We start from the raw sequence: 24290 nt of genomic DNA on the forward strand, positions 1-24290 counted from the left end.
AATAGGGAGTCGGGAATCGGTGGAACTGGCATCTTGCCAGTATCCGGCCTTGGCAATCGGTGGAACTGGCATCTTGCCAGTATCCGGCCTTGGGCAGGCAGGATGCCCACCCCACTCCTATTCATCTCGCGCCTAAGCAATACCAAGAAAAGTTGCACCTGGCTGACAATAAATGATCAGCCAGAGTTCAATGCAACTATCAACTCACAAATTTTAATCATAACAAAAACTGAGATCAACACTGATCTCTTTTGGATCTAGGTAAGCTGTTTGAGCTAGTGGTGCGTTACGGGCAGCAACCTAACCCTGGCTACGAGGCGGAAAATGAGCGCTCCCCTAACGCACCACTAGCAACTGAATCTCTTTACTAGCAGATGGGGTGCTCGGTTGCTCGGTTGCTCAGCTGATGGGAAAAATTTGTATTAAGGCTAATTATCCTCAGATGATATAATTTAAGGTTGGGGGTTGTTTGATATCATGTCCGGATAATTAGTGATAAAAAACTTTCTGAGATTAAACCTTACTCCTTTACTTCTGCCTTCTGCCCTCTGCCTTATGCCCTCTGCCTTGCTTTCCCCAAAGTGTAAGTATTCAACGGGAAATTATATCACTTGCTGCCAACCACAGGTTTAAGAGCGCACAGGGTTCGGGCGCAAGGGAAGCGCCCCTAGAATTGATTGGTTTGACGCTCATGATCAGAAGTGATATAGTTTATTCCACTACTCGAATCAATCCACGGTTCAAACCGTCATAAATCTCTTGGACTAGGGTTTGCTCTTCTAGTGAAAGTGATGCCTTGGCTAGTAAAGCTGACATAAAGAGCTGTTGGTCAATGCGGGTAATTTGGCGCATATGAATAATACGCTTAGCTATTTGCTTAACCGGGAATTTGGGGAAGATGACTTGAAAGGATTTCATGGGCTCCACATAATCTCTGTAATTTTAACTATCGACAATTTTGAAGAGATCTTCTGTGAGAGAAAGTCCTACCTAGTAGTGATTCGAGATCAAGATTTGTTGTGATAGGATAGGGCTTAAGCTGTGATCTGAGTTACAACGATGGCAGACTAGTAGCCGATCAGGGTTGACGGTCGTTATATACAGCATCTTTTCTATGAGAAGAGAACGACAGGAGAAGGGAAGCAGCAGATTAGAAAAGGAATAAATACTACTATATTCCAATACTTAGATGCCTGTAACTGTTTAAAGGTTAATAGTTTGGCATCTGAGAGCTTTATAGTTGTGGTTGGCACTGATGGTTGAACCGCCAACGCTGTCATAATTTGTTTACCCAAAACCCGTCCTAATCGTGGTGGTACAGCATTCCCCACCTGTCGAAATCCATGCCATTTGGTCCCGTGGAAGCGAAACCAATCTGGAAATGAGTGCAGTCTAGCGGCCTCCCGCACGGAGATCACCCGTGGGTAATCAGGATGAATGGGGCGAGGAGAGGTGTAGCGACCGTTTTTATAACCAGTACCTGCTCTGAGGGTATGGCAAGGTTTATCCCAGTGTAAGCGTCGTAAGCGACTGGTAGTTTCTACCTCGCCCATGGGTGTGTTTCTAAACCGCTCAATCGAGCCTTCGGTGTGGTGGGTTTGCAGGGAACTGGTCAATAGTTGAGGATGCCACTGGCGGGGATAGGCAAAGTTACCAGGATCGGTGATCAAATCCCGTAACTTTTCTACATAGGGCATGGCTAAAGCTTGGAGCAGGTCTAGCTGTTCTGGTGTTAGTTCAACACAATCGCTTTTCTGGAGTTCAGGAAAATCATCTAAGTTAGGCAAGTCTGCGATCGCATCCTTAACAGTTACCCATTGGTGAGAGGATAGTTCTGAGGAAGGATAAGCCACTGGTGCTTCCCCAAGCCTAGAACCGAGTAAAAACAACCGCCGCCGTTTTTGTGGCACACCAAAATCTGCTGCATTCAAGACCTGTACTGGTTCAGTTATAGTGTACCCAGCTGCTTTAAACTCACTGATTAGCTGCTCGAACAGGTGTTGGTATTTGTTCTGAGCTAAGCCTGGAACATTCTCCATCACAAAGTAGCGTGGTTGGAGTTCTTTGACCAAACGGCAGAACTCAAACACTAAATTATTGCGTACATCATCTACTTGACGCTTACCGATCAACGAGAATCCCTGACAAGGGGGTCCACCAATGACCAGATCAATGACTAGATCAATGGTAGAAACCTGCGATGAAACCTCTGTACAGTGTTGGTTTTGCTCCCTTTCAGTCCCCCACTCCCTCAGGGCTTTCTGAATTTCTTGACCAGACAGGGTAGCAATGTCGGTACATAAAACCTTGGTTTGAGGGGAATTGAAGGCATACACTGCCCCATGAATTGGGTCTTGTTCAACGGCGAGGGCAACATCAAAGCCCGCCTGCTCAATCCCTAGGGAGAAACCACCAGCACCAGCAAATAAATCAACGGCTAACGGTCGATGAGGGAAATTTGCCATGCCGTTTATGGTAGTCTAATGTTTATTGCGCTGCACGCTTCGGAACAGGGAACAGGGAACAGGGAACAGGTAATGACAAACCTTGTCACATAGCGCTGCTCACGAAAATAGGCAAATTAAATGGACACTAGCTTACCTATAATTGTTGATCAGTAGGAAACACTATTGTTTACCATACCTTAGTTAGTACTCTCTTTTACCATTCACATTAATCTAGCTCTCACAGAAGTCGCGAGTAGTAATAGCAATCCGTGTAGGAATTGTGATAATTTTGATGCCATATTCCCTACTCCCTACTCCCTACTCCCTACTCCCTACTCCCTTTGCTAAAGTGCTGATGCCAATTTTAAAATCCTCATTTTTCTGGTTTTTCTGCTTTACGGTAATTTTCCTGCTATCCCAAGATTTCTGGTCTTGGCAGCAAGACATTTCCTTCTCCTTGCTCCATCTTCCCCCCTGGGTATTCTATTTTATTGCCTTACAAATTCTCCTCGCAGTCGCGTTGTTACTATTTGTGGTAAATTTCTGGGAAACTTCGTCTAAGGAAGACCGTTAAAAATATGACACTAGCTTGTAGGGTGGGCAAAAACAGTTTGCTTCTTTTGAGTATTCTAGATTATATTACTTTGCCCACCCTACTTTAATTAGTAGGGTGGGCAAAAACAGTTTGCTTCTTTTGAGTATTCTAGATTATATTACTTTGCCCACCCTACTTTAATTGGTGTGATAGCTGATAGTTGATAGTAGGGTGGGCAAAAACAGTTTGCTTCTTTTGAGTATTCTAGATTATATTACTTTGCCCACCCTACTTTAATTGGTGTGATAGCTGATAGCTTACACTTCGTCTAAGGAAGACCGTTAAAAATATGACACTAGACTCGATTATTCCCTATGTTGTGCTGGCAGGGTATTTATTAGTAACCCTTGTGGTAGGTCTAGTTGGTTATCGCCAACAAAAAAACACTCCTGATGATTATTTTTTAGCTGACCGTAACATGGGAGCAATTCTCCTATTTTTTACCCTAATTGCTACCAATTTCAGCGCCTTCGCTTTTCTAGGATTTTCAGGATCAGGGTATCGCATTGGTCTGAGTTATTACGGAATGATGGGGTTTGGAACTGGCTTAATCGCACTAACCTTTTATTTTATCGGTTATCGAGTCTGGCTTTTAGGCAACAAACACGGCTTAATCACGCCTTCTGAATTGATTGAAGCCCGTTTCCGTAGGACAGGTGTATCCCCTGGGATTAGCAATACCCTCAAATTAATTTTTCTGGCGGTTATGGTAATTTTCACCATTCCCTACTTAACCCTGCAACCGATTGGAGCTGGCTATATTATTGAAACGTTAACCAATGGACAAATTCCCTATTTTACAGGGGCTACCTTTTTGACAGTTGTGATCGTGCTATATGTGTTCATGGGGGGGATGAGAAGCGTTGCCCTAACCGATGTTATCCAAGGGGTTTTAATGTTTACCTTAATGTTAGCGGCATTGGCAGCAATTGCTTCTAGTTTAGGAGGGATTGCTGAAGCTAACCGTACTGTCTACACCCTCAAACCAGAATTGTTTTCTCGACAGGGTATAGATAATTTTTTTACACATCGTAAGTGGTTTAGCTTTATGATTCTCTGGATGCTTAGTGTCCCTATGTTTCCCCAGATGTTCATGCGCTTTTATGCTTCAAAAACTAGTAATTCTCTAAAAGTTTCGGTAGTGATGTATCCCCTGGTAAGCGCTACCATGTTTATTTGTCCGGTGCTAATCGGAATGTGGGGACATATTTCCTTTTCTGACCTGACAGGAAAAGCATCTGATCAAGTGTTTCCGATGATGCTAACAGAACATACACCAATCTGGCTAGCCTCCTTAGTGATGGTGGGAGCATTAGCTGCAATGATGTCAACCTTAGACTCCCAGCTTTTGGCCCTCAGTTCCATGCTAACCAGAGATATTTATTTTGCTTATTTCCGTAAAACCGCTTCCCTCAAAGAACAAACCTTTGTTGGTAGAGTACTGATTGTTTTATTGGCAATTATTGGTTTAATTATCGCCAAAAATCCCCCAGGTACGATTACTGCGATCGCAACCCAAGCCTTTACCGGATTAGCAGTACTGTTTCCGACGGTAATTGCAGTATTGTATAGCAAAACTATTCATCCTCTAACCTGCATTGTATCGATTCTTGTGGGTGAAGCCGCAGTGATTGGCTTTCAGTTGGGGATTATTCCCAAAAGTCTTACCTTCGGTTTTCTGCCAGTTGTCCCTATTGTTGCTCTTTCAGCATTAATTATTGTTGTGGGATCAATCAAGCCGATCCGGAGACTTGATTGATATAAGGGAGTCGGGAGTCGGGAGCGGTGCGACCCGTGGCGAATTTAATTCGCCAACGGAAAGCGCACCGAGGGAGTCGGGAGCAGGGAGCAGGGAGTAGGGAGCAGGGAACAAGGAAAAAATCTTGTGTACCTCATTACTATGATAAATGTGGTCAGTGCTGAGTCTTGAGTAGACGTGCTTGAGAACTTGTATTATATTATAATACAAGTATATGACTTAGTTAAAAGCGTCTTGAAAACCTTGTAGGGGGGAAGCATTTGGGCAATCAATGTAGGCTGACACCCTAGTAAGTCTGTCCAAATACCTCCCCCTTCCCACCAGTAAAGAGACTACAAGGGATGCCAAGGGTGAACAACCGTCAACCAACCTTCAACCTTCAACCTTTAAGCTTCAACTTGCCAACCTTCAACCTGCCAACCTTCAACCGTCAACCGTCAACCTTCAACCTTTAACCTTCAACCTTCAACAAACGTCAACTAGCCGGAGGCTAATATGTCCAAAAAACTCGACCAAATTCTTGTTGTGGATGTTGAAGCCACCTGTTGGCAAGGGAAGCCACCCCCAGGACAAGAAAACGAAATCATTGAAATTGGGATTTGTGTATTGGATGTTGTTTCTGGGAAGCCCCTGGAAAAAGATAGTATTTTGGTAAAACCAGAACGCTCAAGGGTCAGTGAATTCTGTACCAAACTGACTACATTAACCCAGGAGCAAGTTGACCAGGGAATTTCTTTTGTTGAAGCTTGTTCAATGCTACAGGATAAGTATTTATCTGCTCGTCGAGTGTGGGCAAGCTATGGAGATTATGATCGAAATCAATTTCAAAAACAGTGTACATCTCGTTTTTTGAGATATCCCTTCGGTCCGAGACATATCAACATCAAAACCTTGTTTGCGATTAGTCAAGCTTTGCCCCATGAAGTTGGTATGGCACAAGGTTTGGATTTACTCAATCTACCGCTGGAAGGTACTCACCACCGGGGAGGAGATGATGCTTGGAATATTGCTCGGATATTCTCAACCTTACTTTTGCAATTAAGAACTAGACCATGATCTCGACTAGACTTTTTCCAGAAGTCGGGAATCGGGAATCGGGAATCGGGAATCGGGAATAGTGAACAGGGAACAGGGAACAGGGAATAGGGAATAGGGATAATAATTGATGAAAACAGTATAAAAAAAAATGTATCGCGGTCTTTAATAATGTTTATCACCACTATTTTAAACTTACAGGGTTTTTCATAGCTATCAGGTACACAGGATTTTTTTACTATTACCTATTACCTATTACCTATTACCTATTACCTATTACCTATTACCTATTACCTATTACCTATTACCTATTACCTATTACCTGCTCCCTGCTCCCTACTCCCTGCTCCCTAAAACTTAAGAATTTGTACCTCACCCAATTGAAAACTGCTGTATCAATATGAATCCGTCTCGATTAGTAAAAATTAGTAAATATTTGAGTCAGCATCTTCGGCACCAGCCTCAGAGAATTGGAATCACACTCGCTCCTGGTGGCTGGGTTGGTGTTGAGGAACTACTGGCGGCGTCTAAAAAGCATTCCTTTCGGATCAGCCGTGCTGATTTAAATGAAGTAGTTGCCAAAAATGACAAGAAGCGCTTTTCTTTCGACTCCACAGGTACCCGAATTCGTGCCAATCAAGGTCATACGGTTCAAGTCGATTTGCAACTAGAAGTTGTGGTTCCACCAGATGTGCTTTATCACGGTACGGGTCACCGCGCAGTTGAGTCAATTCTGCGCCAGGGTTTGTGTAAAATGTCGCGACACCATGTCCATCTATCGACGGATATGGCAATTGCAAAAAAAGTTGGAGCAAGGCATGGTCGCCCTGTGGTTTTTGCCATTGATGCTGCAGCTATGCACAAAGCTGGTCACAGCTTCTATTGTTCCGATAATGGAATCTGGTTAGTGGATTGGGTATCACCAGAGTATTTACAGTTTAAAATTAAGTAAAAATGTCATCGACAAGGTGAGAAAAAGCATAAAAGCTGTAGATGATCAACAGGATAGCCATTACCTGCACCATACGGGAATTAGAGGAAGGCATGGTTGTACCCCTTACCCACATGGATACGGCTGCTCCCATGGCAAAGCTAGAACTGAGTACCAGATAGGGCCAGTCACTGGTATATCCCCAGGTGGCTAGTAAAGCCATTGCCAATGAGGTCATCATTAATTCAACGAACTCTGGTGGATTGTACTGGGTTGAAAGCACTAATGTTCGCCACCAAAACTGCCAAAGTCTCATAATTAAAGCAGATAGTTAATGCTCTAGGCTAGCGTTGACTGAAGACTCTGATATTGTAATATAGTTATGCTTATAGTTATGCTGCTGTAAATAGCTTAGAGCTTCTTGAGTTTTAACTTGAGGAAAGTTCAGGTAGAAGCGGCTAACACTTAGAAAGGGTTCCGGTGTTTGTAAGATAACCATGCGATCGCACCACTGTGATAACCAGCGTATTAATCCTCTTGGTGCCACTGGTGTGCAAATCCAAACCTGTGCTGGATTGTGGGCTTTTACTGCTTCGGTTGCTGCTGCTATGGTCATCCCAGTAGCAATGCCATCATCAACCAGCAAGGCTAGGGCACCAGTAGGATTGGTTTTCGGACAACCCGGTTGCAGTTGAGCTAGCTGAGCTTGGGCTTTTTCTTGAGCTTGAGCTAATACTATTTCTCGCCATTGAGGATTTTTGTTTCGCCATCGCCTTTGCCCAGACCACAGTACAACTCCCGACGAAGTCACCGCACCGATTGCTAATTCTGGGTTGCGAGCTGTGGTAATTTTTTTGGCCACTACAATATCTAGGGGACAATTGAGTGCCCGAGCTACTGGTGCTGCTACTGGTATACCCCCCCGAGGTAGTGCATATACAATAGGCGTTGCATCAATACCTGTAGCGTGCAGCCTGCTCACCAGGGGGATAAGTGCTTGAGCGAGTTGCTCACCGGCATCAGCGCGATCGCTAAACAGCGGGACAGTGTGCATGGCTTCCTCCGGTATGAAGTTGCCTGACTTATATTATAATTACCGATTTTTGTCAAGATTACTGTATCAAAAGAAAGAATTGTAATAATTAGTTGCTCACAATCTCCTGAATCTACTATTAGTAGTAAGGTGCCTTATGCCTGCAAAAATTTCTGTGAGTCCTCATGTCCAACGGAGAACAACTTAGTCTTTTTGACGAGTCAGAGTTAACCCCATCACCGCCCAACAATGTCCAAAGGGAGCTAATCCCCACTGATGCCAAAATCCCTATTCCTGCTGGCACTTACGAAACCATGGAATCATTGACAGAACACTGTCAATCTTGCCAACGCTGCGAATTAGGAGCTACCCGCACTAAGGCTGTTATTGGACGTGGCAACCCTAAGGCCCTAATTATGATTATTGGGGAAGGACCGGGTAAACAAGAAGATGAGACTGGTATGCCCTTTGTAGGCAGAGCAGGGAAACTGTTGGAGAAAATTTTGGCATCTGTGAAAATCGATACTGAACAAGATGTATATATTTGTAATATGGTCAAGTGCCGACCTCCTGGTAACCGCACTCCTACTCCTAATGAAATTGAGGCGTGCAAACCTTACTTGTTGGAACAAATTCGCCTAGTAGAACCCCAAATTATTCTTTTCACTGGTGCTACAGCGGTCAAAGGCTTAACTGGTAACAAGCAGGGCATTACTAAAATTCGCGGCACCTGGATGGAATGGGAAGGGCATAAGTGGTGTATGCCAATTCTCCATCCTGCTTACTTACTGCGGAATCCGAAACGAGATCCAGGTAGTCCAAAGTGGATGATGTGGCAAGATATCCAGAAAGTGCGTGCTAAGTTAGACGAGATTCGATGAAACTTCAAAAATGATTATTGATGAAACTTGGTATCAACGACCACCTGGAGTTTCTGAGGCTACCTCCGCTGGTGGTATTGTTGCCCGCCGTTGGGAGCAGCAGATATACATTGCTCTAGTTCAAGAAGGCAATAGACTTGAATACGTTTTACCGAAAGGTCATGTAGAACCAGGAGAAACTATTGTAGAGGCAGCAGAGCGAGAAATTGCGGAAGAAGCGGGCTTAAATGACCTAAAATTTATTGCTGAACTGGGAGTTAAGGAACGATTAGACTTTGCCAAACAGTGTTGGAAAAAGACTTACTATTTTTTGTTCATTACTGACCAAATTGACGGCACTCCTACTGATCCCAATCTCAGTTACCAGCTGGGGTGGTTTCCAATAGATGAATTACCAACATTATTCTGGCCAGAACAACAAGAACTGATTAAAACTAATAGTAAGCTGATCCAAAAGTCTTTAGGGATTGAACAAGAAATGGGGAATATCAAAAATGGGTAATTTTATATTCCCCATCGGTTACCGTTAACTAAAACGCACAACACTGTGGCTAAATCACACCACAAGCCGCTCGAGCACCACCCCCTCCCAAGGGTTTGGGGATGTCTGAATAATTGTCACCTTGGGCGTGAATGATCAGAGAGTGACCCTTAAGGTCAGCAACCTTTAACCGTGGGGCTACTACTGGAGTGTTAGCAACACCCTGTTGATTAAACACTAGCCGTGGCAAATCACCTAAATGACCATTACCGAATGGTCCTTCATGTTTGCCGGTATTTTGTGGATCATAATGACCACCAGCAGCTAAGCCAGGAACTACTTTACCCTCCTTCTGGGCTGGACCACAGTTGGGCTTTGCATGGACATGGAAGCCATGTTCTCCAGGAGTTAATCCAGACAGATTGGAGGTTAGCTGCAGACCCTTCTCGGTTTCGGTTGCTTTGACAATGCCAATCTCTTCACCAATGCCTTTGGTATCAGTCAAATGCATGGTGACGGTTAGTGGTGTTGACACGGATTGATTGGAACAAGCCGAGATTATAAATATTGCGATCGCAGCTAATAGGCTGATAATTTTCATACTCAACTACACCCCACTTACAGATAGGTCTCCAAGGGTTTGAGATCCTTTTGGATTTCCGTTTCGCTATTCCCTACCGTAACTTTTTTGAGCTTGAGCTGAGTTTTCCATCCTTCTACGGTCAGACAAAGTAGGATGATGATCACTATCGAGCTCAGGGCTCTCAACTGGAGTATACAACAGTGACGCGCTGATTCTAGAGAAAATCAGCTGACAGCGGTCAGCTGACCGCGTAGCTTGCGTGGCACAGGCTTCGACGCTGGGAGGTAGCGCATATGCGCTACCTAAGTATTAATCCCGATCCAGGTTGGATAGTTGAGTGTTCACATGAGCCAGATAGCTAGAATCATGGATGGTTTCTGGGGATAATCTTCCTCTTGCAATAGCACTGGCTACGAGGTCTTTGGCGGTAATTCTCTTGCTTTTTATAGCGCTGATGAAAGCAGCATTACTGGGAATACCTTGGTCAGCAAAGTAGCCTTGATAACCGAGATAGACCAGGTTAAACGGTTGAACTTCGACAATATTGTTACGGCTGGTGGTGGAGTTGGCAGCGATTTCCGATGCTAAGACGGGAGTGGTAGCGGTGGCAATCAACAAAGTGCCTAAACTGCCAAGTACGAGACGTTTCATTTTTGTTCCTCCTAGGGTTGATTCGCTTAATTGGTTAACTGCTTATCTTTAATTACTAGAATGTAGGTCTTAACTTATGTAAGCATTCAGCTATCAGTTAATGTTTACATAAGTATTAATCCCGATCCAGGTTGGATAGTTGAGTGTTTACATGAGCCAGATAGCTAGAATCATTGATAGTTTCTGGGGATAATCTTCCTCTTTCAATAGCACTGGCTACGAGGTCTTTGGCGGTAATTCTCTTGGTTTTTACAGCGCTGATGAAAGCAGCATTACTGGGAATACCTTGGTCAGCAAAGTAGCCTTGATAACCGAGATAGACCAGGTTAAACGGTTGAACTTCGACAATATTGTTACGGCTGGTGGTGGAGTTGGCAGCGATTTCCGATGCTAAGACGGGAGTGGTAGCGGTGGCAATCAACAAAGTGCCTAAACTGCCAAGTACGAGACGTTTCATGTTTGTTCCTCCTAAGGTTGATTCGCTTAATTGGTTAACTGCTTATCTTTAATTACTAGAATGCAGGTCTTAACTGAGGAGGAAGTGACCGTTAACTGAGAATTTGATAAGGTGTTGCTAAGGAAACTGAATTAACCCTGGTTGACTGACAAAACTAATCAACCACGTACTGGTACGAAAGTATTTTGAATTCCAGTCGATACCGTCGTTTATCATGTTGTTTTCGTGAGGCCATCACCGGGTCAGGATCATGAGCAACTCAGGTGCGACCCGTGGCGAATTTAATTCTTAATGGTAAGAGCGCACCTATGTGAAACGAACCCGACGAATCAGTCTCCAGGCATTTTCCCTCGGAGGCTTTGACATCATGTTTATCACTACCCTCGCCTTGACCTACTGGTTTGCCGTAATATCATGTCAGGATAATTACCCTTAATAAAAATTTCCCCCATCTCCCCATCTCCCCACACTTCCCACCCTCCCCACACTTCCCACCCTCCCCACCCTCCCTCATAAGGGTAGGTTTTTTACAAAGACCTCAGGTGTGGGGTGACCGGGTGTGGGGGATAAGAAAATGTACTTAATTTGTCGTTAAAAATCATCAAGACAGTGAGATGCACCCACAGGGAATCGGAAAAAAAACCTGTGTACATCATAACTATGATAAACCCTATCAAACGCTACTAAATATAGCATTTAAAAATAGATAATCAACCCCAATGTTGATGATTTAGCATAACACAAAAAAATACTGGTATATATTTTATGCTGCTCTTAATTTACCTAACATAATTTTATTTTTCATGAAAAATAAAATTATAGTATAGCAGTCGCCAGAGCAGTTAGGACATGACAAAAGTCTCAAACCTAAGTAAGCGCAAGAGTTTGACTTCTGACTTCTGACTTCTGACTTCTGACTTCTGACTTCTGCTATATTTATAGGTATAATAAATAAATTAGGATAATTTTTAATGCTATATTACCTACTCCCTATTACCTATTACCTATTACCTGTTACCTTTTTAGATCAATCCTAGTTTCACATATCATGTGAAAACGCTATAGTTTTAAAATTGCTGTCAGTGTGGGATTATAAGATAAGAGCCGAAAGAAATGAATGTTATCTTGCCCCTGAGGCATAATCGATGAGTGCAGAAATTATTTGTGTAGGTACCGAACTGCTGCTGGGGGATATTCTCAACAGCAATTCTCAGTTTTTAGCCCAGGAGCTAGCCGCATTGGGGATTCCTCACTACTATCAGACAGTAGTGGGAGATAATATCGGGCGTTTACAGCAAGTATTGGCAATTGCTAGTGAGCGCTCCACTATCCTAATATTTACTGGTGGTCTTGGTCCGACGCCCGATGACTTGACCACGGAAGCGATCGCTAAATTTTTTGGGGCTCCTCTGATTGAAGAACCAGATGTTATAGAGGACATCACTCAGAAGTTTGCCCGGCGGGGACGTCAATTAACTACCAATAACCGCAAGCAAGCCCTAATTCCAGAAGGGGCACAAGTATTACCCAACTTGAATGGAACAGCTCCTGGTATCATCTGGAAACCCCGTGCTGATTTAAGCATTCTCACGTTTCCTGGTGTTCCTAGGGAAATGAATCAGATGTGGCGAGACACGGCTGTTCCCTATCTCAAAAGCCAAGGCTGGGGTAAAGAAATCGTTTATAGCCGGATGTTGCGGTTTTGGGGGATTGGAGAATCGGCTTTGGCTGAGAAAGTTGCTCCCTTTTTTGACCTTACCAACCCCACCGTTGCTCCCTATGCTAGTAAGGGACAAGTGAGGTTAAGAGTTTCGGCCCGTGCGGCTTCAGAAAGTGAAGCACAACAGTTCATTGAACCAGTAGCCCAAAAATTACAGGAGATTGGGGGAATTAACTATTTCGGTACTGACACCGATACCCTAGCCTCTGTAGTGGGTCAGCTATTAACGGCTGCCTCAGAAACGTTGAGCGTAGCAGAATCCTGTACTGGTGGCGGTATTGGCAGTATGATAACCAGTGTCCCGGGGAGTTCTAATTATTTTTTGGGGGGTATCATTGCTTATGATAACGCTGTGAAAACTGGTGTACTGGGAGTGAATTCCTCAGACTTGAAGGCGATGGGGGCGGTAAGTAAGGTTGTAGCAGAGCAAATGGCAACAGGAGTGCGATCGCTTCTTTCTTCAACCTGGTCACTTAGTATTACAGGCATAGCTGGACCTGGAGGCAATACCGATACCAAGCCTGTGGGTCTAGTTTACATTGGTCTAGCCGGACCAGATGGCATTTTAGAATGCTACAAGTACACCTTGGGTCAACATCGGAGTCGGTCTGACCTACGTCACATCAGCGCCTGCTATGCCCTTGATCGCCTACGGTGCAAATTGCTGAGTCGGTGAACTTGTTAGTTAGCGTTATTTAGCAGGCAGTAGTGCACCCCATCACCCTGTTCAATCTAAATTTCAAGCTAAATCCCTGCACCTGGGGGCCAAGTGGTGAAAATAAACACCACCACAGTAGCGATCGCAAGCATTGCCTGAATCAAATTTCCTACCAATGAACCGACTACAATCCCCAAGCCAGCTTTAAAGGATTGCTTAATTCTATCCTGTAACTTTAACTTCCGTTGATAGAGAAACTCACCTACAAACGCCCCTAACAACGGTCCAAGCAAAATCCCTAGTAACGGTCCGCCGAAGGGCAAGGCGGGTAAAAGACCAAACACCCCCATGAACAAGCCGATTATGGAACCAATTTGTCCCCAATTACTAGCACCAGCTTTTTTGGCTCCCCAGTAAGCGGCTAAAAAATCGACCCCCATACCCAGTAGCAACACAAAGATAGCTACGCCCAATGCCCAGGTGACGCTACTAAAGCCCTCAGCAATACCCCAAATTATGGTGGCAGCTAAAATCAACATGGCACCGGGAATGCCAGGAACAACCGAACCAATAATGCCTACTAGCATCAGCAGAATCAGGAACCAGTACAAAATGATTAACCACATTATTTAAATTCGAAGCGGTACCCACATCTTATAAATGACCAGAGAGAGTATTGGCGACTTTATCAGCAATCCCCTCAATCCACTTTTCATCTTGTTTAGTGTAACTTCGGGGAGCATTGGCTGCCAAAATTAGCGCTCCTTGGTTGCCAATCGGTTGACATATGACACCTTGTGTGTTATCAGGCAAGTAGTCAAATTCAAGTCGCCCTGGATAGAGCTTCAGGTTAACCAGATACACGGCTTTTTGAGTTTCTAGAACCCGCTTGAGAATGGCTCCAGGCTCGACTTGGGGATTTTTGCCCAAGATCCCCCGCCGGAGCAGGACTTTGCCTTGGTATACCACCACAAGCGATCGCGTTACTGTATTAGTCAGTAATAGATGGGATGCCCAGGCTAATTCAGTTTTGACCTGATCTGGCAGCTCTGGAGCGAGGTCGAAACCCTCTTCGCCAATCAGTTTAACGGCATCAGGAGGTTTGGGCTGTACCTGCTGCCACAGTAAACCTGTCAAAATCAAGACAGCACAAACAATTACCCCTACAGCATCAGAACGAGCTTGAGAATTGGTGAGCTGGGAGGTTAATAAACGATTGATCAGCAACAGACCCCCTGCCAATCCTCCAACCGCAAATGGCAGCAGCCGCAGTACATCATTTTGGTCGGGTTTAGCCATCACTCACCTGTTGGTTATTAGTTCAGGACTTACGCAGCTGAAACGAAACATCAAGGTGTTATTATTTGTCATCTGGTTCAATGATCCGTTGGAACAAATAACCTGTACCTCGTGCGGTGAGAATTAGCTCAGGATTACTAGGATCATCCTCTAACTTGGCTCGTAACCGGGAGATGTGGACATCTACTACACGGGTATCCACATGGCGTTCAGGGGTATAGCCCCACACTTCCTGCAAAATTTCAGAACGGGAGAATGGTTCTCCGGAACGTCTGACTAATAACTCTAGAAGACTGAACTCCATCCCAGTCAGGCGAATCCGCTCATCCCCTTTGTAGACTTGTCGCTTATTGGTGTCGATTTTGATACTCCCGACATGAATCACCCCAGAACTAGGAATACCAGCAGCCCCCACTTTATCAAACCTGCGCAGTACGGAACGAATACGGGCTTCCAATTCTTTTGGAGAAAAGGGCTTGACCACATAGTCATCTGCTCCTAACTCTAGACCGGTAATCCGGTCAGCTACATCCCCTAAAGCAGTTAGCATAATAATGGGAATGTCTGATTCCTTGCGTAATTCTTGACAGACACCATAGCCGTCTAGCTTTGGCATCATCACATCTAACACCACTAGGTCAGGCTCTGTATCACGAAATGTGTTTAGGGCTTCTTCTCCATCAGCGGCTGTGACTACTTCGTAGCCAATCATGGATAACCTAGTTTCTAATATTCGACGGATACTGGCCTCGTCATCAACAACAAGAATTTTTTCTTTATGAGTTTCCAATGGACGTTATACTCCTGAAATGGTGAAGTAAGATTAATGATTTATTAATTTATCAGTAGTTTATCTCTAAAATGTAACCCTTTACAAAGTTGGTTTTATCGTTGAGAATTATATTTTCCTTGCTGGTGAAGTCTTCCTTGACTTTCATTAATGTTAATTTAATTATTGAGTTTTTTTAAGAGTTTTTAAGACTTTTCAAGTAGGATGCCGAAGCCTAAAACGCTCTATGTGTGTAATGCCTGTGGTGCTGAGTCCTCCCAATGGTTCGGCAAATGTCCTGCCTGTGGTACTTACAATTCCTTGGATGAGGTAGCTCCCCCAACTCCGGTCAAAATCAGTCGCGGGGGTTGGCAATCCAATACTTATTCGGATAACCACGAGCCTAACACTGGACCGGCTCAACCCAGATCATCCCTTACCTTCTCAGAAATTGTTGATACTGTCGAGATCCGCTTCCCCTCAGGCTATGGGGAACTCGACCGAGTGCTCGGAGGTGGCGTTGTGCCTGGGTCTTTAGTATTAATTGGTGGCGATCCAGGCATTGGCAAATCAACCTTAATGCTCCAAGTTGCCAATCAACTTGCCAAGTTACATCGCATTCTATACGTTTGTGCAGAAGAATCAGGACAGCAGGTAAAACTGCGAGCATCTCGCCTGGGTGTGGTATCAGCAGAAACCTCTGATCTCGAATCTAATAACAGTAGGGTCAAAAACGACCCTAAGTCTTCTAAGTCTAAGTCTTCTAAGTCTAAGTCTTCTAAGTCTAAGTCTTCTAAAACCCCTATAGCCGCTCAAGAGTCTGACTCTCAAGAGTCTGACTCTAAAGACGCTGAGCTGTATATTCTACCAGAAACTGATTTAGAGGAAATTCTGCGAGAGTTGGAGTCCCTCAAACCTCAGGTAGCAGTGATTGACAGTATTCAGACTCTTTATTTTCCGGCCTTGACCTCTGCTCCTGGTTCTGTTGCTCAAGTGCGGGAATGTACCTCTGCCCTGATGCAGGTAGCAAAGCGGTCAAACATTACTCTGTTAATTGTGGGTCATGTGACCAAAGAAGGCGCGATCGCAGGACCAAGGGTACTGGAACACTTAGTCGATACTGTATTGTACTTTGAAGGCGATCGCTTTGCTTCCCACCGGCTACTGCGTTCTGTTAAAAACCGCTTTGGGGCTACTCATGAAATCGGTATTTTTGAAATGGTCAGCAACGGTTTGCAGGAAGTCTTGAATCCTTCTGATCTGTTTTTGGGTAACCGAGATGAAATGAGTCCTGGTACTGCTACTGTAGTGGCTTGTGAAGGTACTCGTCCGATTCTGGTAGAGTTGCAAGCCCTAGTAAGTCCTGCTAGTTATGGGGCACCCCGCCGCTCAACCACTGGAGTTGATTACAACCGCTTACAACAAATCCTGGCAGTGTTGGAAAAGCGAGTTGGGATTCCCCTATCCAAATTAGATGCTTATGTAGCAACAGCAGGAGGGCTAGGAGTAGAAGAACCAGCAGCTGATTTAGGAATGGCTATTGCGGTAGTAGCTAGTTTTCGCGATCGCGTTGTCGATCCTCGCACGGTTATGATTGGTGAAATCAGCTTAGGGGGGCAAGTGCGACTAGTCTCTCAGATGGAACTCCGACTCAAAGAAGCTGCCAAGTTAGGGTTCAAGCGAGCCATTGTACCCAAAGGTCAAACCTTACCTGATCTCGGTATTGAAATTATTCAAGTATCGAGAGTACTAGATGCCATTATTGCTGCCTTGCCTGGGGGATTACGCCAGGACTTCCCTGAAGATATCGAGGATCAGATCTAAGATCTAAGATCAAGTTCGGTTGAATACCCATCATAACCAGGAGGGTGGGGAGATGGGGAGATGGGGAGATGGGGAGATGGGGAGATTTTTATTAAGGGTAATTATCGGTATATCATATCCTATCTCTTTGATAATGTTCCCGATTCCCGATTCCCAATTCCCGATTCCCGATTCCCGATTCCCGATTCCCGATTCCCGATTCCCGATTCTAAATTCTAAATTCTAAATTCTAAATTCTAACTTCCCGATTCAATCTGCGGCCATAAACTCCAAATAACTACTACTCAACTCCTTGACTGCCAACTCATAAAACTGCTTACCATGTTGCGGTGTTGCTAAGGCTGGATTAGACCCCATACGACCATCGGGATAACGGCGACGAAAATCTGCGGCTCCATAAATTGGGTGTCCAGACGCAACGGTTTCTGACAGGGGTGCTCGTTTAATGGCTTCGGGATAGAGATATTGGGTAAGTGCTACCTCAGAAGGAGTAGCATGGGAACCTTCTTGATTCCCATACAACTCCTTAGCTAATTTATAGACAGAACGGCACATAAACCAATTAGCTACCCGACACTGAACCCTTTCCCCATTAGGAATCTGTAAATCGCTCAAGTGGGCGTAACTTTCAGAAAACGCTGCCTTAAGGGTAGCGATATTACCCCCATGACCATTGATAAAGAAAAACTTGGTGAACCCAGCTCTAGTCAAGCAAGTCAGATAATCTTTGATCACCTGAATTAATGTACTCGGTTTCAAACTGATGCTACCGGGAAAAGCCGTGTGGTGTAGCGCCATCCCGACATTAATGGTGGGAGCAACTAGGGCATTGGTTGCTTCAGACACACCTTTTGCGATCGCTTCTGCACATATTGCGTCGGTGCCAATCAACCCCGTTGGTCCATGTTGTTCCGTTGAACCAATGGGCAGAATAATCCCTGGTGATTGCTTTAGGTAAGCTTCAATTTCTTTCCAAGTACTCAAGTGTAGCAGCATGGTTCATTTTAGAGGGTTAGTTGTTGTGGGATACTCTTAAACCGTGATTAATCGGGGTAAACCCGGTACCACGGGTCAAGGTGCAATTTATTGTTGCTTGAGTGAGGGGTGGTCAAACAGCAATTGGAGTCAAGCCTACCACCCATCTTGTCTAAGCGCTCCTGGCATCCCGGCCAGGAGATCCCTAAAAGATTGAGCAAAGCTCATGCTTAGGGTCAAGCCAACCTAGCTCAACCGCATTAGCTAAACTCAAGTCCATATCTTCAAGGAATCGCGCGGTACGACGCAACAACACTGCTTGAACTTCAACCCTAGTCATAAACCGGGAGATTTCCTTGTCTGTACCACGGGCAAGGATGTTTAATGCAGCATTGTGATCAGCCTGCAACACGACCCCATTAAATCTGATAAAACTGTCCCCTTTCCTAACCCCTAATAGAGTGCCAGTTACGGAGTCAATTTGCGACGTGTAGCTTGGCTGAATTTCTGAAACTACTGAACCAGTCCAGTTAGCCCATTTTTGTAAAGAGTCTCGAATAGCTCCTTTCATCCAGCTATTCAATTTTCGAGACATTGATAATGATTGACGTTTCCCTTTGATTGGTTGGGTTAAATCTTCCGCAAAAACTTTTAATGATTCCCCATTAAAAAGTGACCTACTTGCAGCGCCTATAATAGCTATAATTCCTGCCTGGTCTTTTCTTAAGCGACGATTTTCTGTTTTTCGGCTCAGATTATTTTCTAGTATGCGAGCTGACTTGGCAGGATCTATTTTCTCTAATTTTCTATGCAGCGCCCACAACTGGCCACGATTCCGGTTTTTCTTGACAATTCTGTCAGACTTGTTGGTCGCTAATTTACCTAAGCCCAGACCATAGGCACGACCATCCGAATCATAAAACACTTCCGTGTAACCCTTATCCACGCCCAGACAGCGACGTTCGCTGGTAACATTGACAACCCCGTAATTAACCAAGAAATGGATTTCAAATCGCTGCAACAATGGGTTGTAAATTAGCCTAATTTGCCCAGTTATTTTTCGATTAGATCTCACCAAGAGCCGATTACGTTTTCCACGACGTAGTCCGGCTAATTCTAATTGGTAGGTGTACCTATAAATACGCTTACAGGAGTAACCACCCTGTTGATAAACTATCTGATTCTTAACCCAAGAATGGCCACGTCGAAACGTTTTTCTGACAATTCGATGTAAAAACGGATCACTAAGAAAACTTGGAGTTGATAGTTGTTTGTAGCATTGACTTCGACGCTTTTCGTTTTCTTTGCCTGGAAAGCGCTTATGTAGAATTTTCCCTAATGCTTCAATACCAGCAGCTTGTTGGGCACTAATGGCTTTAGCGACATCGCTAACCGTCCATTCCATTAGTTTGGATGGTAGACCTAAAGATTCTGGAGTTCTCAAAGATCTAACCTCTGGGTAGGCTTTCCGCCAGTCGAGTCCCCAATGGCTAACGCTGCCAAGCTTGTTGTAGGACTCAGAACGAACGATGCCTAAGCGTTGCATTATGGCAAAAAGCTCAGTTTCAACTGCCATTGACATCCCAATTACTGGGACTACCTGGGTTGAAAGCTTCTTTGTTGTGCCTGATTTTTTCTTGCGCTTAGACATCGTTGGCTATTCTTGGCCTTTTTGTCTATTATACCCCAAAAAATCCCGTTTTATCCCGCTTTTTGACTACTTAATTGCAAGGCATTTGCCCAACCTCTCCTTGCTAGTAGGTGCAGAGGTATGGATTGGCTGTAAGACTTGGGGTTTTATCTTAATTAGGCACAATGGCTCCATAATCTATCTGCAGCCAGATAATATATTGGTAAAAATAAGGTTAATTGATGATTAAGTCAATATTCTGATTGACAGATGCGTGTTACTGCTTGTATATCTTGACTTGTAACCTCAGTTACCAAGTTTTCTTACTTTATGCTTGCTCTCGACATACCCCACAGTCCTTCCGGTTCAGAACTGACCAAGGCTAAACAAGTCTTAGTGGTGGAAGACGAAGAACTAATCCGAGAAATGATCGTCCTAGCCCTGCAAGAAGAAGGTTACGAGGTTTTAACTGCTTCGGACGGCGCTACAGCTTTGACTATGCTTCAGGATAGCGATCACACTGGTTACTCTGTGGATTTGCTCATATTAGACCTAATGCTACCTCAGGTGAATGGTTTAGATCTGTGTCGGTTGCTACGTTATCGAGGAAATCCCATTCCGATCATGATTCTTAGTGCCAAAGCTAGTGAAACAGATCGGGTTTTAGGTTTGGAAGTTGGTGCAGACGACTACCTCACTAAACCGTTCAGTATGCGGGAGTTGATTGCTCGTTGCCGAGCCTTAATTCGTCGCCAACACTTGAATGGTATCACTCCAACACCCGTCCAGCAATTCCGAGAGATCAAGCTGTACCCCCAAGAGTGTCGGGTGACGGTTCGGGGAGAAGACGTTAATTTATCTCCCAAGGAGTTTCGACTTTTGGAGTTATTTATTAATAATCCCCGCCGAGTTTGGTCTCGGGACCAATTAATTGATCAAGTATGGGGAATGGATTTTGTGGGAGATACTAAAACAGTGGATGTTCATATTCGCTGGTTACGGGAAAAATTAGAAGAAGACCCCAGTAAACCAGAATACCTGATCACTGTAAGGGGTTTTGGTTATCGCTTTGGATAAATAATGAAGGATAGAGAAAGAATAGATAAAGGATAGATAAAGAATAGATAAAGGATAGATAAAGGACAGATAAAAAATCAAGAATCAAGGATAAATAATCAATGAAATATGAAGGAAAGATAAAGGATAAAGTATTATAAAGTACGAAGTCCTTTATACTTCATATTGTAAGCATTCAGCCGTTGGCCTTTGGCCACGCTACTTGAGGTGCCGTCAGCTGTCAGCCGTCAGCTGTCAGCCGTCAGCTTAAAATAAACCTATGCAGACCTATGGCCACGCTAAGCGAACGGGAGAATTTAATATTGATAGAGAAGCATGAGAATTGAAAGTATGGGTAAAAGCCCATTGCCCATAAGCTGAGAGCTGAGAGCTGAGAGCTGAGAGCTGAGAGCTGAGAGCTGAGAGCTGAGAGCTGAGAGCTGAGAGCTGAGAGCTGAGAGCTGAGAGCTGAGAGCTGAGAGCTGAGAGCTGAGAGCTGAGAGCTGAGAGCTGAATGCTGAGAGCTGAATGCTTACTTCATATTTTTTTTTATTATGACCCTCCTAGCATTTTTACTAGGTCTGGCTTTGGGAATTGGGCTGTGGCTGTGGCAGCAGCGCCAACTCAAACAACGGCTACAGCAAATGTTGGGAACACTACAGGTGGATGCTACCAGCAACTCATTGTCAGCAGTTTCTCGTTTGCGGCAAGCGATCGCAAGAGCCAATCACCAACGAGAAGTGATGGAGCAGGAACTGCAAACCTGGCAAGAATTACTTCAGGTAGCCCCCTTAGGTTATTTTCTGGTGGATGAAGAAAACCAGTTACTCTGGTGCAACCAGCAAGCACGTCAGTTATTACATATTCATGACTGGGAATCAGGAGAAATCCGGTTATTCCTGGAGTGGGTGCGTTCCTACGAATTAGATCAGCTGATTCAAACTACCCGTCAGCAGCAGCAACCTGGGATCTGTGAATGGGTATTTCACCCCAGTTGCTTAAAGGGGGAGGCCATGGGTGAAATGCGATCGCTTTATCTAAGAGCTTCCAGTTGGCCCTTACCCCAGAAACAAGTTGGTGTGTTTCTCGAAAATCAACAACCTTTGGTAGAACTGGCTGAGTCTCGCAACCAGTGGTTTGGGGATTTAGCCCACGAACTCAGAACCCCGTTAACCTCCATTAGTTTAGTGGCGGAAACGTTACAGAGTCGTCTGGAGGCTCAGGAAAGCCGCTGGGTGGAGAAAATGCTCGCAGAAGTCAAACGGCTGATTCAGCTTGTGGAAGATTGGCTGGAAATTAGTAAACTCAAGCAAGACCCCACCCTACATCTTAACTGTCAATCCATAGAACTAAAGAGTTTAATTTTTAGGGTCTGGCAAACCCTAGAACTCCTAGCCCAACAGAAGAACTTAACCCTTGCCTATCATGGACCCAATCAATTGTATCTGGAAGCTGATCCCTCTCGCCTGACTCAGGTGTTTCTAAATTTATTTGACAACAGTATTAAACACAGCCCACCTCAGGCTGCTATTAGAGTTGAGGTTAATGCTATATCTTCCCACAAGGCGTTGGAATGCGATACTTGGATTCAAATTAAGGTGATCGACGCAGGAGATGGTTTTGCCGAGTCAGATTTACCCCGTGTCTTTGAGCGACTTTACCGGGGAGATCACTCAAGAGCCAGAGACCAGAGTAATTATAGTAATGGAGAGCCATTACCTGTGCGTGGTGGCAGTGGTCTAGGACTATCCATTGTGCAGCAAATTATTGAGGCTCACGGTGGCTCTATCCTAGCCACCAATCACTGGGAAACAGGTGGTGCCTGTATAGAAATTGCACTTCCAGATACCACCAAAGGTTGATTAAATTTGCTATTACTAAGTGTTATACTACCATATCCTGCTCGCCCAATCATCAGCTGCCTGTCATGAACCCTTTTCGCCAATGTGCTGGTAGGTTGAAGGTTGAAGGTTGAAGGTTGAAGGTTGAAGGTTGAAGGTTGAAGGTTAAATGTTAAAGGTTGAAGGTTGAAGGTTGAAGGGTGTTCGCCCTTGGGGTTCCTGTAGGGTAGGTTGAAGGTTTAATAACCTGTAACCTGTAACCAGCTAACCTGTAACCAGCTAACCTGTAACCAGCTAACCTGTAACCAGCTAACCTGTAACCAGCTAACCTGTAACCAGCTAACTTTCAACCAGCTAACCTGTAACCAGCTAACCTGTAACCAGCTAACCTGTAACCAGCTAACCTGTAACTGGCTAACCTGTAACTGGCTAACCAGCTAACCTGTAACCAGCTAACCTGTAACCAGTTAACCTGTAACCAGTTAACAGCATGAACCCAAGCCCTAAACCCTAAACCCTTCATCGAAATACTGCCTGCTAATTTGTTTACCGGAAGGATGGGAGCGATCGCATCTAATCTTGATGTGCTGTTGGGCAGTTATTTATGTTACGGCAAAGCTTTCTTCCCCATGCATAAATATATATAAATCACAGGGGCTTCCAGCCTTCCCTTAGCAACCCCTATTTCCTGGTGAGTTTATCTTCTGCTAATAGTTCTGTCAGCAACATGTCTGAGCGTTCACACTTCCAGCGCTCCCTGAAGCGTTTGGCACAAGATGTTTTGCGTATGGGGGCTCTGGTAGAGCAATCTTTTAGACTAAGTCATCAAGCCCTGTTTGAGCGCAATCTCGAGACTGCCCAACATCTTGCCTCTCTTGATAAGCGCATTGATGGCTACTATCACCAAATTGAGATGGAATGTGTCACGTTAATGGCTCTGCAATCTCCCGTTGCCCAAGATTTACGGCTTCTGAGTGCCTTTATGCAACTAGTACGAGACTTAGAGCGCATTGGTGATTATGCTGAAGACCTGGGAGAACTATCAATAAAGCTGTTTCCTTATCCACCCCATCCCTGTATGCCAGAGGTGGAACTTATGTCTCATCATGCCCAAGCTATGCTGGCAACAAGTTTAAAAGCCCTAGCGGATTTAGATGCCATTGCTGGGCAAACGGTCAAAAAGCTGGACGATACAGTAGACGATGCCTATGACCAACTGTATCAAACCTTGGCCAGTCAGCGGGATATCAAGGGTGTTGTTGAACCAATTCTTTTACTAGGACTAGTGATTCGCCATTTAGAACGAATGGCTGACCATGCTACCAATATTGGTCAACGAGTCTCTTATATTGTCACTGGTCAACGTTCAGGAGTTACTCCTAGGCGTTAGGTTCACTGGTTAGATAGCAATCCGATCTGAGTTTTTAAATACCAGAACAAGCCAAGAGGGTAAAGATGGGTAAGAATCTGAAGCCCTTGCTTGTTGACGTTGCAATTAGGATTGCTATATCATATCTTAGCTAAATAAGATGCTAGCCGTGACATACTCCCACACGCTCATCGAAGATTACAGTGTGGGCTTCTTACCAACTCCAGCCATCACTATCGGCTTTCGCCGACGCGGGGCGCGTTCGGATACACGGGTTACTTTATTAACGACACGGG

General features: G+C 44.6%; 25 protein-coding genes. 13 read left to right on the forward strand and 12 right to left on the reverse strand.

Going from position 1 to position 24290, the window contains the following annotated elements; translation table 11 throughout:
* Window positions 1-711: 711 nt before the first annotated feature.
* Window positions 712-918 (reverse strand): hypothetical protein, encoded by a 207-nt coding sequence (locus F6K63_RS28370; RefSeq protein WP_008188216.1) that lies wholly within the window; start codon window positions 916-918, stop codon window positions 712-714.
* 194 nt (window positions 919-1112) lie between these two features.
* Window positions 1113-2465, reverse strand: a complete 1353-nt coding sequence (locus tag F6K63_RS28375) for a DNA cytosine methyltransferase (protein WP_008188218.1) — start codon at window positions 2463-2465, stop codon at window positions 1113-1115.
* Window positions 2466-2739: 274 nt separating this feature from the next.
* Here F6K63_RS28375 and F6K63_RS28380 point away from each other — a divergent pair, with 274 nt between their 5' ends.
* The 5 genes from F6K63_RS28380 (at window position 2740) to F6K63_RS28400 (ending at window position 6788) form a co-directional block, all read left to right on the forward strand.
* Window positions 2740-3021 (forward strand): hypothetical protein, encoded by a 282-nt coding sequence (locus F6K63_RS28380; RefSeq protein WP_207554303.1) that lies wholly within the window; start codon window positions 2740-2742, stop codon window positions 3019-3021.
* Between the two features lie 310 nt (window positions 3022-3331).
* A complete protein-coding gene (locus tag F6K63_RS28385; protein WP_287251102.1) occupies window positions 3332-4801 on the forward strand; it encodes a sodium/pantothenate symporter in 1470 nt (489 codons plus the stop codon).
* A 35-nt stretch (window positions 4802-4836) separates the two neighbouring features.
* Complete coding sequence (locus F6K63_RS28390; RefSeq protein WP_267872020.1) at window positions 4837-4965, forward strand: hypothetical protein; 129 nt, start codon at window positions 4837-4839, stop codon at window positions 4963-4965.
* Window positions 4966-5296: 331 nt separating this feature from the next.
* On the forward strand, window positions 5297-5857 hold the full coding sequence (locus tag F6K63_RS28395; protein WP_287297545.1) for a 3'-5' exonuclease: 561 nt from the start codon (window positions 5297-5299) through the stop codon (window positions 5855-5857).
* A 379-nt stretch (window positions 5858-6236) separates the two neighbouring features.
* The gene (locus tag F6K63_RS28400) at window positions 6237-6788 is read left to right on the forward strand and encodes an RNA 2'-phosphotransferase (protein ID WP_287251099.1); all 552 of its coding nucleotides are present in this window, start codon (window positions 6237-6239) and stop codon (window positions 6786-6788) included.
* Here F6K63_RS28400 and F6K63_RS28405 read toward each other — a convergent pair.
* Both F6K63_RS28405 and F6K63_RS28410 read right to left on the reverse strand, forming a co-directional pair.
* Window positions 6781-7083 carry a hypothetical protein gene (locus F6K63_RS28405; RefSeq protein ID WP_287251098.1) on the reverse strand — a complete coding sequence of 101 codons (303 nt, stop codon included), beginning with the start codon at window positions 7081-7083 and terminating at the stop codon, window positions 6781-6783. The two genes, F6K63_RS28400 and F6K63_RS28405, sit on opposite strands and share 8 nt — an antisense overlap.
* A gap of 15 nt (window positions 7084-7098) precedes the next feature.
* A complete protein-coding gene (locus F6K63_RS28410) occupies window positions 7099-7821 on the reverse strand; it encodes a phosphoribosyltransferase (RefSeq protein ID WP_287313791.1) in 723 nt (240 codons plus the stop codon).
* A gap of 164 nt (window positions 7822-7985) precedes the next feature.
* Between F6K63_RS28410 and F6K63_RS28415 the strand changes: the two genes are divergently transcribed.
* Together F6K63_RS28415 and F6K63_RS28420 are read left to right on the forward strand one after the other, a co-directional pair.
* Entirely contained in the window at window positions 7986-8681 is a 696-nt protein-coding gene (locus tag F6K63_RS28415; RefSeq protein ID WP_287313793.1) for a uracil-DNA glycosylase, read from the forward strand.
* A gap of 10 nt (window positions 8682-8691) precedes the next feature.
* Window positions 8692-9183, forward strand: a complete 492-nt coding sequence (locus tag F6K63_RS28420; RefSeq protein WP_287313796.1) for an NUDIX domain-containing protein — start codon at window positions 8692-8694, stop codon at window positions 9181-9183.
* Between the two features lie 49 nt (window positions 9184-9232).
* Here the strand turns inward: F6K63_RS28420 and sodC are convergent, their stop codons facing one another.
* The 3 genes from sodC to F6K63_RS28435 all read right to left on the reverse strand — a co-directional run bounded on the left by sodC (window position 9233) and on the right by F6K63_RS28435 (window position 10853).
* Window positions 9233-9763 (reverse strand): superoxide dismutase [Cu-Zn] SodC, encoded by a 531-nt coding sequence (gene sodC / locus F6K63_RS28425; protein WP_287313798.1) that lies wholly within the window; start codon window positions 9761-9763, stop codon window positions 9233-9235.
* A 291-nt stretch (window positions 9764-10054) separates the two neighbouring features.
* Window positions 10055-10396, reverse strand: a complete 342-nt coding sequence (locus tag F6K63_RS28430; RefSeq protein ID WP_008186364.1) for a hypothetical protein — start codon at window positions 10394-10396, stop codon at window positions 10055-10057.
* Between the two features lie 115 nt (window positions 10397-10511).
* Entirely contained in the window at window positions 10512-10853 is a 342-nt protein-coding gene (locus F6K63_RS28435) for a hypothetical protein (RefSeq protein ID WP_008186367.1), read from the reverse strand.
* 1145 nt (window positions 10854-11998) lie between these two features.
* On the opposite strand from F6K63_RS28435, the gene F6K63_RS28440 reads away from it, so the two are divergent.
* A complete protein-coding gene (locus tag F6K63_RS28440; RefSeq protein WP_008186371.1) occupies window positions 11999-13249 on the forward strand; it encodes a competence/damage-inducible protein A in 1251 nt (416 codons plus the stop codon).
* A gap of 68 nt (window positions 13250-13317) precedes the next feature.
* Here the strand turns inward: F6K63_RS28440 and F6K63_RS28445 are convergent, their stop codons facing one another.
* The 3 genes from F6K63_RS28445 to rpaB form a co-directional block, all read right to left on the reverse strand.
* A complete protein-coding gene (locus tag F6K63_RS28445; RefSeq protein WP_008186373.1) occupies window positions 13318-13857 on the reverse strand; it encodes a DUF456 domain-containing protein in 540 nt (179 codons plus the stop codon).
* Window positions 13858-13885: 28 nt separating this feature from the next.
* Window positions 13886-14530: a cofactor assembly of complex C subunit B gene (locus F6K63_RS28450; protein ID WP_008186376.1), complete on the reverse strand. Its 645-nt coding sequence runs from the start codon at window positions 14528-14530 to the stop codon at window positions 13886-13888.
* A 61-nt stretch (window positions 14531-14591) separates the two neighbouring features.
* Window positions 14592-15320 (reverse strand): response regulator transcription factor RpaB, encoded by a 729-nt coding sequence (rpaB, locus tag F6K63_RS28455; RefSeq protein ID WP_008186378.1) that lies wholly within the window; start codon window positions 15318-15320, stop codon window positions 14592-14594.
* Window positions 15321-15524: 204 nt separating this feature from the next.
* On the opposite strand from rpaB, the gene radA reads away from it, so the two are divergent.
* Window positions 15525-17123, forward strand: a complete 1599-nt coding sequence (gene radA / locus F6K63_RS28460) for a DNA repair protein RadA (protein WP_008186382.1) — start codon at window positions 15525-15527, stop codon at window positions 17121-17123.
* Window positions 17124-17183: 60 nt separating this feature from the next.
* Window positions 17184-17342, forward strand: a complete 159-nt coding sequence (locus F6K63_RS28465) for a hypothetical protein (RefSeq protein ID WP_154659846.1) — start codon at window positions 17184-17186, stop codon at window positions 17340-17342.
* 30 nt (window positions 17343-17372) lie between these two features.
* Here the strand turns inward: F6K63_RS28465 and F6K63_RS28470 are convergent, their stop codons facing one another.
* Both F6K63_RS28470 and F6K63_RS28475 read right to left on the reverse strand, forming a co-directional pair.
* Window positions 17373-18119, reverse strand: a complete 747-nt coding sequence (locus tag F6K63_RS28470) for a creatininase family protein (protein WP_008186384.1) — start codon at window positions 18117-18119, stop codon at window positions 17373-17375.
* Between the two features lie 184 nt (window positions 18120-18303).
* The gene (locus tag F6K63_RS28475) at window positions 18304-19749 is read right to left on the reverse strand and encodes a zinc ribbon domain-containing protein (protein WP_287297553.1); all 1446 of its coding nucleotides are present in this window, start codon (window positions 19747-19749) and stop codon (window positions 18304-18306) included.
* Window positions 19750-20058: 309 nt separating this feature from the next.
* On the opposite strand from F6K63_RS28475, the gene F6K63_RS28480 reads away from it, so the two are divergent.
* From F6K63_RS28480 to phoU, 3 genes are all read left to right on the forward strand, one after another.
* Entirely contained in the window at window positions 20059-20805 is a 747-nt protein-coding gene (locus F6K63_RS28480) for a response regulator transcription factor (protein WP_008186390.1), read from the forward strand.
* Between the two features lie 533 nt (window positions 20806-21338).
* Window positions 21339-22646, forward strand: a complete 1308-nt coding sequence (locus F6K63_RS28485) for a sensor histidine kinase (protein WP_287255524.1) — start codon at window positions 21339-21341, stop codon at window positions 22644-22646.
* A gap of 706 nt (window positions 22647-23352) precedes the next feature.
* Window positions 23353-24015 (forward strand): phosphate signaling complex protein PhoU, encoded by a 663-nt coding sequence (gene phoU / locus F6K63_RS28490; protein WP_008186395.1) that lies wholly within the window; start codon window positions 23353-23355, stop codon window positions 24013-24015.
* Window positions 24016-24290 lie beyond the last annotated feature (275 nt).

It is taken from the genome of Moorena sp. SIO1G6 (assembly GCF_010672795.1).
GTDB classification, from domain to species: Bacteria; Cyanobacteriota; Cyanobacteriia; order Cyanobacteriales; family Coleofasciculaceae; genus Moorena; species Moorena producens.

What these genes read in the sequence shown, in the direction of transcription:
- F6K63_RS28370 (WP_008188216.1), bottom strand. Translation starts at nt 918, where the DNA reads ATGAAATCCTTTCAAGTCATCTTCCCCAAATTCCCGGTTAAGCAAATA.
- F6K63_RS28375 (WP_008188218.1), bottom strand. Translation starts at nt 2,465, where the DNA reads ATGGCAAATTTCCCTCATCGACCGTTAGCCGTTGATTTATTTGCTGGT.
- F6K63_RS28380 (WP_207554303.1), top strand. Translation starts at nt 2,740, where the DNA reads ATGCCATATTCCCTACTCCCTACTCCCTACTCCCTACTCCCTACTCCC.
- F6K63_RS28385 (WP_287251102.1), top strand. Translation starts at nt 3,332, where the DNA reads ATGACACTAGACTCGATTATTCCCTATGTTGTGCTGGCAGGGTATTTA.
- F6K63_RS28395 (WP_287297545.1), top strand. Translation starts at nt 5,297, where the DNA reads ATGTCCAAAAAACTCGACCAAATTCTTGTTGTGGATGTTGAAGCCACC.
- F6K63_RS28400 (WP_287251099.1), top strand. Translation starts at nt 6,237, where the DNA reads ATGAATCCGTCTCGATTAGTAAAAATTAGTAAATATTTGAGTCAGCAT.
- F6K63_RS28405 (WP_287251098.1), bottom strand. Translation starts at nt 7,083, where the DNA reads ATGAGACTTTGGCAGTTTTGGTGGCGAACATTAGTGCTTTCAACCCAG.
- F6K63_RS28410 (WP_287313791.1), bottom strand. Translation starts at nt 7,821, where the DNA reads ATGCACACTGTCCCGCTGTTTAGCGATCGCGCTGATGCCGGTGAGCAA.
- F6K63_RS28415 (WP_287313793.1), top strand. Translation starts at nt 7,986, where the DNA reads ATGTCCAACGGAGAACAACTTAGTCTTTTTGACGAGTCAGAGTTAACC.
- F6K63_RS28420 (WP_287313796.1), top strand. Translation starts at nt 8,692, where the DNA reads ATGATTATTGATGAAACTTGGTATCAACGACCACCTGGAGTTTCTGAG.
- sodC (WP_287313798.1), bottom strand. Translation starts at nt 9,763, where the DNA reads ATGAAAATTATCAGCCTATTAGCTGCGATCGCAATATTTATAATCTCG.
- F6K63_RS28430 (WP_008186364.1), bottom strand. Translation starts at nt 10,396, where the DNA reads ATGAAACGTCTCGTACTTGGCAGTTTAGGCACTTTGTTGATTGCCACC.
- F6K63_RS28435 (WP_008186367.1), bottom strand. Translation starts at nt 10,853, where the DNA reads ATGAAACGTCTCGTACTTGGCAGTTTAGGCACTTTGTTGATTGCCACC.
- F6K63_RS28440 (WP_008186371.1), top strand. Translation starts at nt 11,999, where the DNA reads ATGAGTGCAGAAATTATTTGTGTAGGTACCGAACTGCTGCTGGGGGAT.
- F6K63_RS28445 (WP_008186373.1), bottom strand. Translation starts at nt 13,857, where the DNA reads ATGTGGTTAATCATTTTGTACTGGTTCCTGATTCTGCTGATGCTAGTA.
- F6K63_RS28450 (WP_008186376.1), bottom strand. Translation starts at nt 14,530, where the DNA reads ATGGCTAAACCCGACCAAAATGATGTACTGCGGCTGCTGCCATTTGCG.
- radA (WP_008186382.1), top strand. Translation starts at nt 15,525, where the DNA reads ATGCCGAAGCCTAAAACGCTCTATGTGTGTAATGCCTGTGGTGCTGAG.
- F6K63_RS28465 (WP_154659846.1), top strand. Translation starts at nt 17,184, where the DNA reads ATGGGGAGATGGGGAGATGGGGAGATTTTTATTAAGGGTAATTATCGG.
- F6K63_RS28470 (WP_008186384.1), bottom strand. Translation starts at nt 18,119, where the DNA reads ATGCTGCTACACTTGAGTACTTGGAAAGAAATTGAAGCTTACCTAAAG.
- F6K63_RS28475 (WP_287297553.1), bottom strand. Translation starts at nt 19,749, where the DNA reads ATGTCTAAGCGCAAGAAAAAATCAGGCACAACAAAGAAGCTTTCAACC.
- F6K63_RS28480 (WP_008186390.1), top strand. Translation starts at nt 20,059, where the DNA reads ATGCTTGCTCTCGACATACCCCACAGTCCTTCCGGTTCAGAACTGACC.
- F6K63_RS28485 (WP_287255524.1), top strand. Translation starts at nt 21,339, where the DNA reads ATGACCCTCCTAGCATTTTTACTAGGTCTGGCTTTGGGAATTGGGCTG.
- phoU (WP_008186395.1), top strand. Translation starts at nt 23,353, where the DNA reads ATGTCTGAGCGTTCACACTTCCAGCGCTCCCTGAAGCGTTTGGCACAA.